At 70.7% G+C, this 16,618-nt stretch carries 6 protein-coding genes; 1 reads left to right on the forward strand and 5 read right to left on the reverse strand.

The genetic code is table 11. The annotated features are described in order from the left end of the window. Positions 1–19: 19 nt before the first annotated feature. The gene (locus ACQPZZ_RS24805; RefSeq protein WP_432922587.1) at positions 20–511 is read right to left on the reverse strand and encodes a hypothetical protein; all 492 of its coding nucleotides are present in this window, start codon (positions 509–511) and stop codon (positions 20–22) included. Then, the gene (locus ACQPZZ_RS24810) at positions 505–8,784 is read right to left on the reverse strand and encodes a DNRLRE domain-containing protein (RefSeq protein WP_432922590.1); all 8,280 of its coding nucleotides are present in this window, start codon (positions 8,782–8,784) and stop codon (positions 505–507) included. The genes ACQPZZ_RS24805 and ACQPZZ_RS24810 overlap by 7 nt, the downstream gene beginning before the upstream one ends. A gap of 551 nt (positions 8,785–9,335) precedes the next feature. On the opposite strand from ACQPZZ_RS24810, the gene ACQPZZ_RS24815 reads away from it, so the two are divergent. Continuing rightward, complete coding sequence (locus ACQPZZ_RS24815) at positions 9,336–12,530, forward strand: penicillin acylase family protein (RefSeq protein WP_432922593.1); 3,195 nt, start codon at positions 9,336–9,338, stop codon at positions 12,528–12,530. Positions 12,531–12,538: 8 nt separating this feature from the next. Here the strand turns inward: ACQPZZ_RS24815 and ACQPZZ_RS24820 are convergent, their stop codons facing one another. From ACQPZZ_RS24820 to pheS, 3 genes are all read right to left on the reverse strand, one after another. Continuing rightward, positions 12,539–12,799, reverse strand: a complete 261-nt coding sequence (locus tag ACQPZZ_RS24820; RefSeq protein ID WP_432922596.1) for a hypothetical protein — start codon at positions 12,797–12,799, stop codon at positions 12,539–12,541. A gap of 113 nt (positions 12,800–12,912) precedes the next feature. After that, positions 12,913–15,483, reverse strand: coding sequence for a phenylalanine--tRNA ligase subunit beta (locus ACQPZZ_RS24825; protein WP_432922599.1), 2,571 nt, complete (start codon positions 15,481–15,483; stop codon positions 12,913–12,915). Next, on the reverse strand, positions 15,483–16,583 hold the full coding sequence (gene pheS / locus ACQPZZ_RS24830) for a phenylalanine--tRNA ligase subunit alpha (RefSeq protein WP_432922602.1): 1,101 nt from the start codon (positions 16,581–16,583) through the stop codon (positions 15,483–15,485). The genes ACQPZZ_RS24825 and pheS overlap by 1 nt, the downstream gene beginning before the upstream one ends. Positions 16,584–16,618: the final 35 nt, after the last annotated feature.

Genomic DNA, 16,618 nt, shown 5'->3' on the forward strand with positions numbered 1-16,618 from the left:
GAGGGCGCAGGCGCCGGCGTCAGCCGCAGATGCTTTTCGCGTACTCCTCGAACTGACTTCTCGTGAGAGTCTCCCCCGGGTATCCGCCGGCGATCTGGCCCGGCTTCAGCTCGTTCAGTTCCTCCACGGTGAAGGGCGACTGCCCGAAGCCCATCTCCTTACCCGAGCCGGGCCAGGCCATGAGGCGGTAGGTGATGCCGGGTGTCAGCCGGGGATCACCGGAGAGAAGGGTCCAGTCCGGTCCCGGTGACTCCAGGTTCAACGTGGCGAAGTGGTCGCGGCCCTTCGTGGTGGTGAACTTCGCCACCGGTCTCTCGGACTCCTTCTCCTCTATCGACACCGTGATCCGGCGGGGCGAGGAGTCGTCGCACCAGGTGACGGCGACGGAGGGGGCGCCGTCCTCGGACCTCATGACGCTGACCGCGCCCCCCTCTCGCTGCGTGCACGCGGCGAGCACGGCCATAAGCGTGAAGGTGGCCGCGACGGCGGGGAGGAATCGGCCCCCTAACATTGCGTGTAGCCTCCGTCCTTCCATCCGGCCTGCTGCTCGAACTTGTTCCCGCAGGGATCGGAGCCTTCCAGGAAGTAGAGGATAGCGAAGGCGTACCAGGCGCCCGTCATATCCGCGTAGTAATGCCACTGCTGAGCGTGATGATATTCGTGGTGCAGCAGGTCCCGGTGCTTGGCATCCAAAGCGACACTCTCGGGCAGCTTGGTCAGGAACACATCTCCGATGGTGTAACCGATGCGGCCACTCGGGAACAGATAGTCGGGCAGGCCCCCGCAGACGAACAGGCCCGAAGCAGCCTTACAGGGACTATGGAAGGACCCCATCGCCCATTCCACAAGCATTCCGTCGAGCTCCTTTATCTCGACGGTGCCATAGAACTTCAACACCCCGGTGCCCACTGACACGAAGGTCCGTATCAGAACTTCGGCCGCCTTGGCGAGGCCGGTCTTGAACTTGTCCCATACCCATTTGGCGCCCGACTCGAGCTGACTGCAGCCCATGCCGGTGACCACCTTGCAGAACGCGCTCCTGACCTCCTGCCACCCCTTCTTGGAGAAGGCCGCTTTGAGCCTGGTCATGAAGCCCTCGTCCTTGCCCGCGGGCAGCAGCGCCGCAAGGTCGACCTTTCCGTCCTTGGAGATCTTGACGTTCTTGACGATTTTGTACATCAGGTCGAGCTGGCTGTCGTCGAGCCTCGGGTCGTACGCCGTCATGTAGGCGTCCCGGCGTACCGCCGACATATCCCAATAGCCCTTGGGCGCCTCGTAGCCGTTCGGCATGACGCCGAGTTCCTTGGCCCGCTCGTCGGTGAACTTCGGCTGCGTGGCCAGGTAGTCGGGCGAGTAGATGTAGTTGATCCACCAGTTCCAGGCGGCGTCGGTCATGTGGCAGGTGTCGCCGCTGCACACGTATCCGCCGCAGGCGTAGCCGGCGAGGCAGACCTCGACACTGGAGTGCCCGGTGGGGTCGGCCCTGGTGAGGGGCGTGGCATCGCCGTAGGTGTAGCGGTTGGCCCGAATGGAGGGAACCGGGTCCAGAGTCGCGGTGTCGCGCGAGGCGAAGGTGCCGCTGCCGGGCTGGTACCAGCGGGCCGCCATGCCGACCTTCCCGGTGCCCGGATCGGTGTAGCCACCCTGGTAGCCCAGATCATGCCTGGTTCCTGCCTGGGCGACGACCTGTCCGAAGGGGTCGTAGGCGGCGGAGTCCGCCAGGCTCGTCCCCTGGGCGGCGAAGGTGCCGACGAGGTCGCCGTGCAGGTCGGTCAGGGCCAGCGCGGGCCCGGCCGCGCCGGAGACGCCGAGCAGGTTGCCCAGGGCGTCGCGCCCGAACGCCTGCTTCGTGGCGCCGTCGGCGCCGGTGATCGTCAGCAGGTTGCCGGTCAGCCCGTCGTAGGTGAGGCGTTCGGTGTCCTGGCCCTTGACACGGGTGGTCATCCGGTCCAGCGCGTCGTAGCCGTACTGAACGTCCTCGTCCTGCACCAGCCGGTCGAAGGCGTCGAACTTGGTGATCGAGACGCGGCCGTCGGTGTTCTTCTCCGCGAGCGTGCCCCGGGCGGTGTAGGTGTAGGTGCTGCCGCCCCCGGAGACGAGGCGGTTGCGCTCGTCGTAGGTGTAGGTGGCGTCACCGGCCCGGATCCGGTTGCCGGCCGCGTCCCAGCCGTAGTCCGTGGTCTTCCCGTCCGGCGCGGTCCAGGAGGTGAGCCGCCCGGCCCAGTCGTAGGTGTAGGTGTTGGCGCCCGCGCCGGCCGTGCCGCTGGTGGTCTTGGAGACCATGTTGTCGTCGCGGTCGTAGCCGTACTCGGTGGTCGCGATCCCGCCTCCCGAGCCCGACTTCAGCTCGTCCTTGATCAGCCGGTTCAGGGGGTCGTAGGAGAAGGTACGGCTCGCGCCGCCCTCTCCGTAGCCCAGGCTGGTGAGCCGTGAGGCGCGGTCGTACCCGTACCCGACCGTCGTCCCGCTCACCGGGTCGGTGGTCTGGGTGAGCCGGTCGTCGCCGTCCCAGGAGAAGGACGCCGTCCCGGTCGCCCCGAGGCGCTGGGTCAACCGGCCGTTGGCGTCGTAGCCGTAGGCGTTGAGGTCGCCGCCCGGACCCGTCACCTTGAGCAGCAGACCGCGGTCGTTGTAGGCGAACGCGAGGTCGCCGGCGCTGGTGAGGTGGCCCGCCAGGTCGTAGCCGAAGGTCTTGTCGGCGGTGGCCGCCTCGGCGCCGGTGCCGGTCTGCTTCGTGAGCCGGTTCAGCTCGTCGAATGTGCGGGTGATCCGCACGCCTCCGGGCGCGATCTCCGTGACCGGGTTGCCGGCGCCGTCGTACATCGTGGTCCAGGTGCGGTCCGCCGCGCCTGAGTGTGCGGCGGTCGAGGGTTCGATGACCGACTCGACCAGGTTGAGTGCGTTGTAGGTGGAGATTGTGGAGTTTCCGCGCCCGTCGGTGACCCGGGTGCGCGATCCGATCGCGTCGTAGCCGAAGCGGGTGGTGATCGCCTCGTCGGCGGAGACCGGCTCTTCGAGCTCGACAAGGCGGTTGCCCGCGTCATAGACCTGGCGGGTGACGTGGCCTTCGGGCGTGGTCTGGCTGATCAGGTTGCCCACGGCGTCGTAGCCGAGCGCCTGGGTGCGGAGCAGGTCCCCGGAGGGGGAAAGCTCCTTGATCGCCACCTTGCGGCCCGCCCGGTCGTACTCGTTGACCGTGCTCGTTCCGGTGGGCGTCGTCGCCTTGGCCGGTCGCCCGGCGAGGTCGTAGGCGAAGGTGCTGGTGTTGCCCACCGCGTCGGTCTCGGCCGTGACGGCGCCCGCCGCGTCGTATTCGCGCGTCAGGACGTCCCCGGCGGGGCGGGTCTGCTTGACGACCCGGCCGCCGGCGTCGTACTCCAGCCGCGTGACGTAGACGGCCGCGCTCGGCCGCCGCTCGATGACCGTCTTGGTGATCTCACGTCCCAGGTCGTCGTAGGTCGACTCGGTGCGCGCGCCCGTCGGGTCGATCGTCGACAGCAGCTCTCCCGCCAGGTCGTAGGTGTAGGTCCATTGACCGGCGGCCGCGGAGCCGGCCTTCGGATCGGTGACCCGCACACGGCGGCCGAGTCCGTCGAACACCGCCGTGGTGACCTGACCGCGCTCGTCGGTGGCGCTGACCTGCTGCCCGGCCGCGTCATAGCCGTACCTGACGACCGGGGTGATCGCCGTTCCTCCCGGTGGCGCGTAGGTGGGCTTGGACGCGGAGGTCAGCCGTCCCGCCCTGTCGTACGTCGCGAGCGAGGCACGGCCCTCCGGGTCCACGACATTCGTGAGCTCCCCGCCGGTGTCGTAGCCCATCTTGGCCGTGGGCCGGGTGCGGGCCGGCGTCGCGCCGCCGCGTTCCACCATGACGGGCGGGTAGGCGGCTTCCACCGCCCGCTCGGCCACGTCATAGCGGATGGTGGTCGTGTAGTCGTCCGCGTCCGCCCCGGGCCGGTTGCCGCGAGGATCGGTGATGCCCACGGTCAGGCCGCGGTCGTCGACCGCGTAGGTGGTCACCAGGTCCTCGTCGTCGCCCCGGACCGTCTTGCGCACCGGCTTGTCGAGCTTGTCGTACTCGAACTCGGTGACCTCCGTACGGTCCGCTCCGGCCGCGTTCTGGCCGATCTCGGTGATGTTGTCGTTGGCGTCGTACTTGTAAGTGGTGGTGCGGGCCAGCTTCGCGGGGTCGAGGGTCTTGGAGACCAGCCGGCCGGCCGCGTCGTAGGTCGCGTCGACCCGGGCGAGGCCGCCGTCGGTGACCTGTCTGGTCAGGTTGCCGGCCGCGTCGTAGACGTCCTCTTCGAGCACCACGTCGGCGCCGGTCGCGGCCCCGTTGAGCCGGGCACTCTTGGCGATCTTCTGGGCCTGGCTGTCGTCGGCGTAGTAGGTGAACGCGGTGGTCCGGCCCATGGCGTCGGTCCTGCTCGCCAGCCTTCCCGCCGGGTCGTAGGCGAGGGACTCGACGACGACGTCCGCGGCAGCGTTCGGGGCCACCGGGCTGCCGGTCCAGCCGGCCAGGGTCGTGGTCGCGAGCTCGTCGCGGGCGGTGTAGGCGTAGTGATAGACGCTGCCGCGCTCGTCGGTGAAACTCGTCTTGCGGCCCTTGTGGTCGTAGGCGTACCGCTTGACGCCGCCCTCGGGCCCGGTGACGGTCTCGACGCGCCCGTAGTCGTCGTAGGTGTAGGTGGTCGTCCGTGCGGGGTCGCCGCCGGTGAGATCGGCCGACACCTCGGTCAGCTTGTTCCCGTCGGCGTCGTAGGTCGTGCGCTGCTCGCTGGTGTGGGTCGTCCCGGTGACCTCGTTCCTGACGCCGGCCCCGGTGGTGCGGACCAGCAGCCCGACCGGGTCGTAGCCGTACGAGGTGGTCACCCCGCCGGGGACCGCCGACGAGATCTTCGTCGTGGCCGTCACCCTGCCGACGGAGTCATGGGTGAACTTCATGACCAGCCCGGACGGCTGCGTCGTCGTCGCGAGGTCGCCGGCCGAGGTGTAGGAGAGAGCGGTCGTGTTGCCCTTGCGGTCGGTCTGCGTCTTGAGCAGCCCGGCCGGGGTCGTGCCGCCGCCCACGGCCGCCTCGGTGCCGTCGGTGTACGTCCAGCTCGCCGACCGCCCCGCCGGGAATCCGGGGGTCGGCGGCCCGGTCAGCTTGATCCTGTCACCGTGCTCGTCGTACTCGATTCTCGTGAGGTAGGTGTCGTCGGCGGGGCCCGACGAGCGGGCCTCGCGGATCTCGACCGGCTGATCGTTGCGGGGATCGAACAGGTCGTCCCCGTTCACGTGGTAGGTGCGGTACTCCGTGCCGCACGAGCCTGCCGTCCTGCAGACGGTCTTCGCCAGCACGTTCCCGCGCCCGTCGTTGACCGACTGCCGGACGTTGCCGTTCGGGTCGGTGACCTTGGCCAGGAACCCGCCGGTGTCGTAGTCGAACGTCGTCTTCTTGCCGAGCTGGTCGGCGGAGGAGACGAGCCTGTCGCCACGCGAGGCGTCGCTGACGTACGTGAGCGCGCCGTTGTGCGGGTCGGTCACGGTGATCGTGGCCAGGGACGCCCCGGTGGAGTCCTTCGCGTACGCGGGGGACGACAGCTTCCACAGGCCGCCGTTCGCGTCGGTGTGGGTCAGCAGGCGTCCGCCGTCGGCGGCGTAGGTGTTCACCGCCCCGACACGGCCCGACGCCTTAGTGATCTTCGTGAGCTGGTGCCGGACCTGCCGGGTGCGGTAGTGGGTGCGGATCTGCTCCTGGCGCAGCGGCTTGTTGTAGACGGCGACCTCGTCGATCGAGCCGGCGAAGGGGAAGGGCCGGCTGGAGCTCACGGTGCCCGGCCAGGAGGAGGAGCCGAAGCCGTACCCGATCCGGGTGTCCCACTGGCCCAGGTGCGAGATCTGCTGGGCCAGGGTGCCCACCTGCTGGCCGTCCAGGTAGAGGGTCTGGGTGGTCCTGGCGCCCGACAGCGCCACGTGGTGCCAGTTTCCGTCGTTGACGGCCGTGGCGGAGGTGATCGGGGCGACGGTCCCGGTCCAGAACTGGCCGCGGAGTCTGCCGTCGGTGCCCACGTAGATCGCCGGCGTGTACACGCTCGGCGCGTCGGTCGCGGAGTTCTGGTAGCCGAGGATGGTGCCCGAGCCGGTCGTCTTGAACCACGCCTCGATCGTGGTGTCGCCGCCCAGCCCGTTGATCACTCCGGCCGGCAGGGAGACGTACGCCGAGCCGGTCGCGCCCTTGAAGGTCATCGCGGTGTCGGACGAGCCGTCCAGCGGGGCCTGCGTGCCGCCGACGGCGTCCGCGGTGCTCCCGGCGATCTTCGCGTCGTCGACGCCGGAGATCGACTTCAACGCGTTGGCGATCACGCTGCCGACGCCGGTGCCGGTCTCGTTCAGCCGCCAGTATCCGACGGGCCTGCCGTCGATGACCGAACTGCGGTACTGGGAGCGGTCGCCGTACTCGTAGCGGGCACAGGCGCCGGCCGGCGCCGGCGGGCAGACCTTGACGAGATAGTCCCCGTCATAGGCGTAGGTCCAGGTGATCGGGGCGCCGTCCACCACGTCGGAGGCCACACCGGTCACGTGCCCCCCGCTCCAGGTGAAGGTGAGCGACCTGCCGCCCGTCGCGACGACCTTGGACAGCTTGCCGTCACCGCCGTACTGAAGGGTCTGCGTGCGCCCCCGGCTGTCGGTGACCTTGACCAGCCGTCCCGCGGAATCGAACCAGTAAGAGGTGGACTCCTTGTCCATCAGCCGCCACCCGCCCCCGCTCTGGGTGGCCAGCGTGGCGTAGGTGCCCGCGGGAGACGCATAGGTGCCGTCGCCCTTCTCGGCGAACCGCCACTGCCGCCCGTCCGGGTAGGTGATCAGGACGGTGGACCTGAGCGGCTCGTTCTCCAGCCTGGTGTCCCACCGGGTGGTCCAGCCCGCCCCGAACGCGCCATCGGTGCGCGGGTCCAGGCTGTTGTAGGTGCGCACCACCGACAGCGGCGGCCCCACCGTGGCGACCGTGAGGTCGGTCTCGGTGTGGGTGTAGTTGCCGGTGACATGGTCGAACTCACGGCCGCCCGTGCCCGCGGCCAGCAGGGCGTTGATCGAGTCCTGCTCCGGGACGGTGGTGAAGCTGCGCCACGACGACGTCGCGGTGGCCGCGCTGGTCGCCGCCTGCGCGTACCACCAGTAGGTCTTGCCCCACTTCAGCTTGCCGGACGGGACCGTCCACGCGCCCTTCACCCACGTCGACGACTCGCACCAGGTCCAGTCGTCCTTGGGGCCGGCGCAGACCTGGTACCAGTACGACGTCGCCGCCTCACCGGGTGTCCGCGCGTAGGCGGACAGGGCCGGGGTTAGCGACCCGGACTGGGTGTTGTCCGCCGGGGTGAACTGCTGGAACGAGACGGTGTCCAGCGGCATGTCCGTCACCCGCGCCGTCTGCCAGTCCGACCACGCGGAGTAGGCCGCGCCGTCGTAGGCCCGCGCCCGGTACTGGATCGTCTGCCCGTCCGACAGCTTGCCCGCCGGTACGGCGACGGTCGCCTTGCCCCCGGCGGCGACCCCGCTGGCGGTGCCGCTCCACACCAGGGAGGTGCCCACCTGCACCTGGAACTCCCCGCTGAGGCTGTTGCCGTCCGCATCCGACAGCACGGCCGACAGCACCGGCGTCAGCGAGGTCACCACCCCGCCCGTCTCCGCCGTCACCGTGGGAGCGACCTGCGGTGCCGCCACCGTGGGCGCGGTGTTCGGCGGCTGGTAGGTGACGGTCAGCTCCGGGTCTCTGGACGATTCGACCGACGCGAAGGTCCGCGTCTGGCTGCTCGTCCCCTCCGGGCCGGTCAGCCGCACTCCGTAGTTGCCGTAGCTGCCGGAGACCCATCCCTTCGTCATCGTGGTGACGTCCCATTTCATCGCCTTGGGATTGGAGCTGCCGCAGGACGACGGGGAGACGTTCACCCCGGAAACGCCCGACCGATCCGCCGACGGCTGGTCGTACCAGGCGATGTCCGACCACCACGACGACGTCACCCTGGAGGCCGTCACAGAAACGCTGCTACACGCGTTGGACGAGGAGTTCCACAGCTTCATCTCCGCGGCGGTCACCGTGGCGCCCGAGGGAACGGACGACAAATCGAACCGCAGGAACGCCCGGTCCCGCACATAGCTGGTGGGAATCTCGTACGTATTGGCGCTCGTGCCGACCCAGAGCGAGGAGGAGGACGGGGAACCGGATCCGAGCTGGTAAGTCCCGTCCTGGTAGACCGTCGTCTCCACGTACGTGTCCGTGCTGACGGGAGCGGTGATCTGTGTGGTCAGCGTCCCGTTGCCGTTGGCGTAGGTCCGGGAGTTCTCGGTGGTGGCGCTCTCGACCAGGACCCGGGACTTGGTGCGCCGCGCGGTCTCCAGCGCGGCGGCGACCGCCGTCTCCGCCTTCGCCGGCTCCGTCTTCTTCACGGACTTCCCGGCGTCGGGGGCGGGCGGCCGTTTCAGCTCCGCGGGTAAGGGCGGAGGGGAGGCGAACCCGCCCTTGGCCGGCTCGCCGGGCGTCGTGTGGCGCTCGTCGAGCGGCAGGCCGCCCGCGGGCCGCTCCGCCTTCTCCCGTGACGGGGACACGCCCGCCGCCCGGGTGGCGACGGAGTCGACGAGGTGCGGCAGCCCCGCGGCGGATCCGGACAGCTGAACGGGCGGCTCGGCCGCGGAGCCCGCGGAGGACACGGGCGCCTCGAGCGTCGTGCGCAGTGTCTGCGCCGCGGCGGGAGAGACCGTGAGCTGCACGATCCCCGGCAGGGCCGCCACCATGGCCAGCATCTGGACCCTGGCGTGCCATCGGCCACGCCGAGATCGTGGTCGTGCCGAGGCCAGGCGCCCGGATGACCCGCGCCCCTGCGACGCCGTCACCGACTGGAAACGCGCACGGCGAAAAAGGCGCACTGGTCCCCCTGCAATCCCGGTCCAGAAAAAGAGAAAGCCCACACAGCCGTTCCAGCGCCCTGAGAATTTCATCCGCCAGACCGGTGACTCATATAACCGACCGGAATCTACCGGCGCGAAATCATCGACGTCCACCCGGAGATAACGTGATCTGCACCATATAGAGAATCAGGCTTTTCTCTAGGTTTTATCTAGAAGACACAGCCGGAATGGCCTCCGGTGAATTCGGGAAGCGGCCGCCCTCCCCGGTCTCCCGGCGCCCGGCACGCCGGCTGTGATCAGGTGGGCGGACGCGATCACCGGGAAGTGGGCATTGCCCCTCCGATTGACCGCGCGTATCGTCCGGAGTTGAGCACTACTCACATTCACGCGCGTGAACGGCACCACCGGTCCCTTCACCCCCCGACACCGCGAAGGGAAGTTCCCCGATGCACGCGCGCATTCGACGGGCGATCACCGCTGCCGCCGCGCTGGCCCTGGTCGCGGTCGGCCTGCCGGCGGCACCTGTCACCGCCGCCCTCTACTCCGCCGCCCCCTACTACCCGCCCGACGACTACTGCCTCGGCCAGTGCGCGGACATTCTGCCGCCCGGCCAGAACGGCAACGCCACCCTCGTGGACATCCTGGGCAACCAGGCCCTCGGCACCTACCCCGCCCACAGCAGGGACCAGCTCGGCAGGTACGCCGACCTGATCTCGGGCTACACCGGCCTGACCGGCGAGCAGATCTCCGCGTTCTTCGACGACAGCGCGTTCGGCGTGCCGGCGGACCAGGTCCAGAGCACGGTGAGCCCGCGGTCGGACGTCACCATCGTCCGTGACAAGGCCACCGGCGTCCCGCACATCACCGGCACCACCCGCGAGGGCACCATGTTCGGCGCCGGGTACGCCGGCGCGCAGGACCGCCTGTGGCTGATGGACCTCATGCGTCACGTCGGCCGGGGTGAGCTGACGCCGTTCGCGGGCGGCGCCGCCGGCAACAGGGATCTGGAGCAGAGCGTCTGGCGCAACTCCCCCTACACCGAAGCCGATCTTCAAGCCCAGATCGACCGGTTGAAGACCGCCGGACCCCGGGGCGCCCAGCTCTACACGGACGTGCAGAACTACGTCGCCGGGATAAACGCGTACATCGACCACTGCATGGCCGCCCGCGACTGCCCCGGCGAGTACGTGCTGACCGGCCACCTGGACGCGATCACGAACGCGGGCGGCCCGGAGGACTTCCGGATAACCGACCTGATCGCCGTCTCCGGCGTGATCGGCGGCCTGTTCGGCGGTGGCGGCGGCGCCGAGATGCAGTCCGCCCTCGTACGCGTGGCCGCCCGGGCGAAGTACGGCGCCGCCGAGGGCGACCGGGTCTGGGCGGCCTTCCGCGCGCAGAACGACCCGGAGACCGTGCTGACCCTGCACGACGGGCAGAGCTTCCCCTCCGGAACGGTCCCGGCCGGCGCGACCGGGGTGGTGCTGCCCGACGCGGGCACGACCGCGCCGGTCGACATCACGGCCAACGAGACCGGCACCGCGACGTCCGCGACCACACAGGTCAGAAGCGCGCTGACCGGGCTGACGGTCGACAACTCCAAGCCCAGCATGTCCAACGCCATCGTGGTCTCGGCCGGGAAGGCGACCGGCGGCCATCCGATCGCCGTGTTCGGCCCGCAGACCGGCTACTTCGCGCCGCAGCTGCTCATGCTGGAGGAGCTGTCCGGACCCGGCATCCGCGCACGCGGAGCGGCCTTCGCCGGGCTGAGCCTCTACGTGCTGCTCGGCCGGGGCACCGACTACGCCTGGAGCGCCACCTCCGCCGCTGAGGACATCACCGACACGTACGCGGTGACCTTGTGCGACCCGGGCGGCGGCACGCCCACGGTCTCGTCGGACCACTACCTCTACCACGGCGCCTGCACGCCGATGGAGACGCTGAAGAAGACCAACTCCTGGAAGCCCACCACGGCCGACTCCACCGCCGCCGGGTCGTACGACCTGGTCGTCAAGCGCACTAAGTATGGCCTGGTGACCTGGCGGGGCACGGTCGGCGGCGTGCCGACGGCGTTCACGACGCTGCGCTCGACCTATCAGCACGAGGCGGACTCCGCGATCGGCTTCCAGATGTTCAACGACCCGGCCGAGATGGGCTCGGCCGCCGCCTTCCGCGACTCGGCCTCGAAAATCGGCTTCGCGTTCAACTGGTTCTACGTGAACTCCTCCGACACCGCGTACTACACCTCCGGGCACGTCCCCGTACGGTCGGCGGTGTCCGATCCGAACCTGCCGATGACGGGCGACGCCGCACACGAGTGGATCGGCTTCGACCCGGCTGCCAACGCGGCGTCCTACGTCCCGCCCTCGGCGCACCCGCAGGCGGTCAACCAGGACTACTTCGTGAGCTGGAACAACAAGCAGGCAAAGGACTTCGGCGCGGCCGACGGCAACTTCAGCTTCGGCCCGGTCCACCGGGCCGACCTGCTCGATGTGCCGGTGAAGGCGGCCCTGTCCGCGGGCACCCTCGACCGCGCCGGGGTCGTGAAGATCATGGCGTCGGCCGCGACGACCGACCTGCGCGGGTGGAAGGTGCTGCCGGAGCTGCTGCGCGTGATCAACAGCGCGTCCGTCTCCGATCCCGCTTTGGCCTCGGCCGTCTCCAAGCTGTCCGCCTGGGCCGCCGCGGGCGCCAAGCGGGAGGAGACCGCCAAGGGCAGCAAGACCTACGCGCACGCCGACGCCATCCGGATCTTCGACGCGTGGTGGCCGAAGCTGGTCCGGGCGCAGTTCCGGACCGGGCTCGGCGGCGGGCTCTACCAGGCGCTGGTCAACGCGCTGCAGATCAACGAATCACCGTCCGGGCACCAGCAGGGCGACGTCTCCACGCTGCCCGGCTCGGCCACCGAGGCCCAGCCCCACAAGGGTTCGTCGTTCCAGTACGGCTGGTGGGGCTACGTGGACAAGGACATCCGGGCCGTGCTGGGCGATCCGGTCGCCGCTCCCCTGCCGGCGAAATACTGCGGCGCCACCGTCGCGGCCTGCCGCACGGTCCTTCTGGACAGCCTGTCGGCGGCGCTGGCCGAACCGGCGGCGACGACCTACCCGGGTGACGACTCCTGCTCGGCGGGCGACCAGTGGTGTGCCGACGCCATCCGCCAGTCGCCTCTCGGCGGCGTCAAGCAGGCGCTGATCTCCTGGCAGAACCGGCCGACCTTCCAGCAGGTCGTCTCGTTCCCCGCGCACCGCGGCGACGACGTGAGCGATCTCGCCCTGGGCCGTACGGCGAGCGCGTCCAGCACCCAGGGCTCCAACAGCGCGGCGAAGGCCGTCGACGGGGACCCGGGCAGCCGGTGGGCCAGCGGGTGGAGCGACAACCAGTACATTCAGGTCGATCTCGGCTCGGCGAAGACCGCGGGACGCGTGATCCTGCGCTGGGAGGCGGCCTACGGCTCGTCATACCGGATTCAGACCTCGGCGGACGGCACCACGTGGACCACCGTCGCGCAGACGACCACGGGCGACGGCGGCGTGGACAACGTCACGTTCGCGCCGGTCAGCGTGCGATACGTGCGGATGCAGGGCGTCAAGCGCGCCACCGGCTACGGCTACTCGCTGTACTCCTTCGAGGTGTACGGCGCGTAGGACGACGTTCAGCCCGGCTCGCGCCAGCCCTCGCCCTCCTCGGCGAGGGCGTCGAGCCGGGCGAGGCCGGCCGGTCCGAGGGCGCCGTCCGGGTCGTCCACGACGACCACCCACTGGGCGTCCTCGGCGTCGTCCTCCCCCGCGAGCAGTTCACGGACGACGGTGGGAACGCCCAGTGCCGGGAACAACTCGGCCACGGTCTCGGCGGACTCCTCCGCGCTGTCCCGCTCGGGAAACACCAGCAGGTGACGCACCGCTCCTCCGCGCATCGTTCGCTGCCTGTCGTGGGCCGCACCCGTGCTCTCCTCCGGGTGCACATGGCGGCGGGTGCCGGCCCGATGCACGTGCGCACCGGGCCGGCACCCGCCGGAGTGAATCGTGCTCAGACGCCGCGGAGCTGAGCCCCGGTGCGCTCGGCGGCGAGGGCGACGGCGGCGTCGCGTGCCGCCGTGGTCTCCTCGACCGTGAGCGTGCGGTCGGAAGCCCGGAACCGCAGCGTGTACGCCAGGGACTTGTTGCCCTCACCCACCTGCGGGCCCGTGTAGACGTCGAACAACCTGATCGACTCCAGTAGCTCGCCCGCCCCCGCCCGGAGGGCGGCCTCGACCTCGGCCACCGGGGTGGAGCCGGAGACGGTCAGCGCGACGTCCTGCGTGGCCACCGGATAGGCGGACACGGCGGGCGTCTGCGCCGGCCCGGCGGGGGTCAGCAGCGACAGCTCCAGCTCCATCGCGCAGGTGCGCGGCGGCAGCCCGTAAGCCTCGACGACCCGGGGGTGCAGCTCGCCGGCGTGACCCACCAGCACCTGCTCACCGGTCTCCGCGTCGGTGACGGTCAGCGCGGCGCACCGCCCGGGGTGCCACGGCTCGTGCCGGTCGGCCCGGACGCCGAGCTCCACGCCCGCCGACCGCGCGACCGTGCGGGCCGCCTCGACGGCGTCCGCCCAGGACGCCTGCCGGCCCTCGCCCCACCAGCCGGAGCGCTCGAACTCACCCGCCAGCACCACGGCCACCCGGAGCGGCTGCCTCGGCAGCGCCGTCTCGATCGCGGCCAGCTCCTCCTCGGTGGGCCTGCGGTCGACCGGGAGCACCGGAGCCGTCGCGGGGGCCTGCGGCTCGGGCCGGTAGACCAGCCCGGACTCGAACAGCGCCACGTCGGCGAAGCCGCGGCCCACGTTGCGCACCAGGGTCTTCAGCAGGCCCGGCAGCAGCGTGGTCCGCATGTACGGCTCGTCCTCGCTGAGCGGGTTGACCAGCCGGGTCGCCCGCCTGCGGGGGTCCTGCTCGGGCAGCAGCAGGTTGTCGAGGTCGCGCGGCCCCATGAACGGGTAGGCGAGCACCTCCACATACCCCGCCTGGGCCAGGGCGCGGCCCACCCGGCGGCGCAGCCGCTGCGCCTCGGTCAGCCCGCCCCCGGCCGGAGCGGGAGGCAGGACCGACGGGATGCGGTCGTACCCCTCGAGCCGGATGACCTCCTCCGCGAGGTCGTTCGGGTCGGTCAGGTCGGGGCGCCACGTCGGCGGCGTGACCGTGATCAGGTCGTCGCCGTGGACGGCCAGCCGGTCGGCGAGGTCGCCGGAGGCGAGCACACCGGTGGCCGCGACGCCGTGCCCGGCCGTGGCGGCGGGGGCGGCGCCCTCCGTCACCACGCAGCCGATCTGCTCCAGCCTGCGGATCACACTCTCCCGCTCGTACGTCACGCCCGCCACCCGGCTGGGGTGGTCGGCCGGGATGGTGATCCGCACCGGCGAGACCTCCGCCTGGGCGTGGGTCACTCCGGGATCGGCGACGGCCCCGCCCAGCTCGACCAGGAGCTGGACGGCACGCCACGACGCGGCCAGCGGCAGCTCGCGGTCGACGCCGCGCTCGAACCGCTTGGACGCCTCGCTCACGAGGTTGTGCCGCCGCGACTCGCGGGCGATGCCGGTGGCGGAGAAGTGCGCCGCCTCGATGACGATGTCCGTCGAGGTCTCGGAGATCTCCGTGTGCAGGCCGCCCATCGTGCCGGCCATCGAGATCGGGCCCGAGTCGTCGGTGATGAGGATGTCCTCATCGTGGAGCGTCCGCACCACATGGTCGAGCGTCTCCAGCGTCTCCCCCGGCCGGGCCCGCCGTACGACGATCGGGCCGGACAGGCGCGACCGGTCGAAGGCGTGCAGGGGCTGGCCGAGCTCCAGCATCACGTAGTTGGTGATGTCGACGGCCAGCGAGACCGAGCGCATGCCGGCGCGGGCCAGCCGCACCCGCATCCACAGCGGAGACTCGGCGGCCGGGTCGAAGCCGGTGACCGTGCGCAGCACGAAGCGGTCGCAGGCGGTGGGGTCGGCGATGGCCGCGGGCCAGGACTCGCCGCCGCCGGACTCCGCCTCGCTCGCGGCCGGGTCGCGGAACGGCACGCCGAACGCGATGGCCGCCTCACGGGCGACGCCGCGGATCGACAGGGCGTAGCCGCGGTCGGTCGCGACCTCCAGTTCGAGCACGTCGTCACGCAGGCCGAGCAGCTCGACCACGTCGGCCCCGATCGGGGTGTCCTGCGGCAGCAGCAGGATGCCCGGGGAGGAGTCGGCGATGCCGAGCTCGGCCTCCGAGCAGATCATGCCGTCGGAGAGGCGCCCGTAGGTCTTGCGGGAGCCGATCTCGAAGCCGCCGGGAAGCACCGCGCCGGGCAGCGCGACCGGGACCACGGCGCCCTCGGAGAAGTTCGTCGCGCCGCACACGATCTCGCGCGGCGTCGCCTCCCCCACCTCGACCTTGCAGTGCCGGATGGGCTTCTTGAACCCGGTCAGCTCCTCGATCTCGAGGACCCGGCCGACCACGACGTTCTTGATCTCGTGGCCGTGCGAGTGGATGGCCTCAAGCTTGAGGCCGGCGGCGGTGAGCCGGTCGGCCACCTCCTGGGCGGTGACCGCGGGGAGATCGACGTACTCCCGCAGCCATGAAAGCGGGACCTTCATCAGACCTCCATCCCGAACGGCAGGGTGAACCGGATGTCGCCCTCGACCATGTCACGCATGTCCTCGGCGTTGTGGCGGAACATCAGCGTCCGCTCCACGCCCATGCCGAAGGCGAATCCCGAGTAGACGGCGGGGTCGACGCCGCAGGCGAGCAGCACGCGCGGGTTGACCATGCCGCAGCCGCCCCACTCGATCCAGCCCTCGGACTTGCAGGTGCGGCAGGGCGGGTTGCCCGGCACCGCCGAGGAGCCGCGGCAGACGAAGCAGCGCAGGTCGAGCTCGGCCGACGGCTCGGTGAACGGGAAGTAGTGCGGCCGGAAGCGGGTGGTGATCCCCGCGCCGAACATCACCTCGGCGAACCGGTCGAGCGTGCCCTTCAGGTGGGCCATCGTCAGCCCCTTGTCGACCGCCAGGCCCTCGACCTGGTGGAAGACCGGGGTGTGCGTGGCGTCCAGCTCGTCGGTGCGGAAGGTCTTGCCCGGCGACACCACGTACACCGGCAGCGGGCGCGACAGCAGGGCCCTGATCTGCACCGGCGAGGTCTGGGTGCGCAGCACCTTCCCGGAGTCGACGCTCTCCACGAAGAACGTGTCGTGGTCGGACCTGGCCGGGTGGTCGGGGGCGATGTTCAGCGCGTCGAAGTTGAACCACTCGCCTTCGAGCTCGGGCCCCTCCGCCACCTCGTAACCCATCGCGACGAACGCGTCGGCGATGCGCTCCTGCAGGGTGGTCAGCGGGTGGCGGGCGCCGCGCGGCGCGCGGTCCCAGGGCAGCGTGACGTCGACCGTCTCCTCGATGAGGACCCGCGCGTCCCGCTCGGCCTCCAGCTCGGCCTGGCGCGCGGCGAGCGCCTCGCCGATCGCCTTGCGCGCGGTGCCGATCCGCTTGCCCGCCTCGGCGCGCGCGGCGGGCGGCAGTGCGCCGATCTCACGGTTCGCCAGCGCGATGGGCGAGCGGTCGCCCACGTGCGTCAGCCTGGCCTGCTTCAGATCGTCGAGGTCGCGCGCCGCGGCGATGGCGGCGAGAGCGTCGGCCTGCGCCCGCGCGACCTCGTCGGCGTGCAGCGGCGTCACCTCGACCGGGTCATAGGTGTTCGACAAGAGAGAGCTCCGTATCCAGGGGCCTGCGAGCGCCC

This window comes from Microbispora sp. CA-135349 (assembly GCF_050947365.1).
Taxonomy (GTDB): Bacteria; Actinomycetota; Actinomycetes; order Streptosporangiales; family Streptosporangiaceae; genus Microbispora.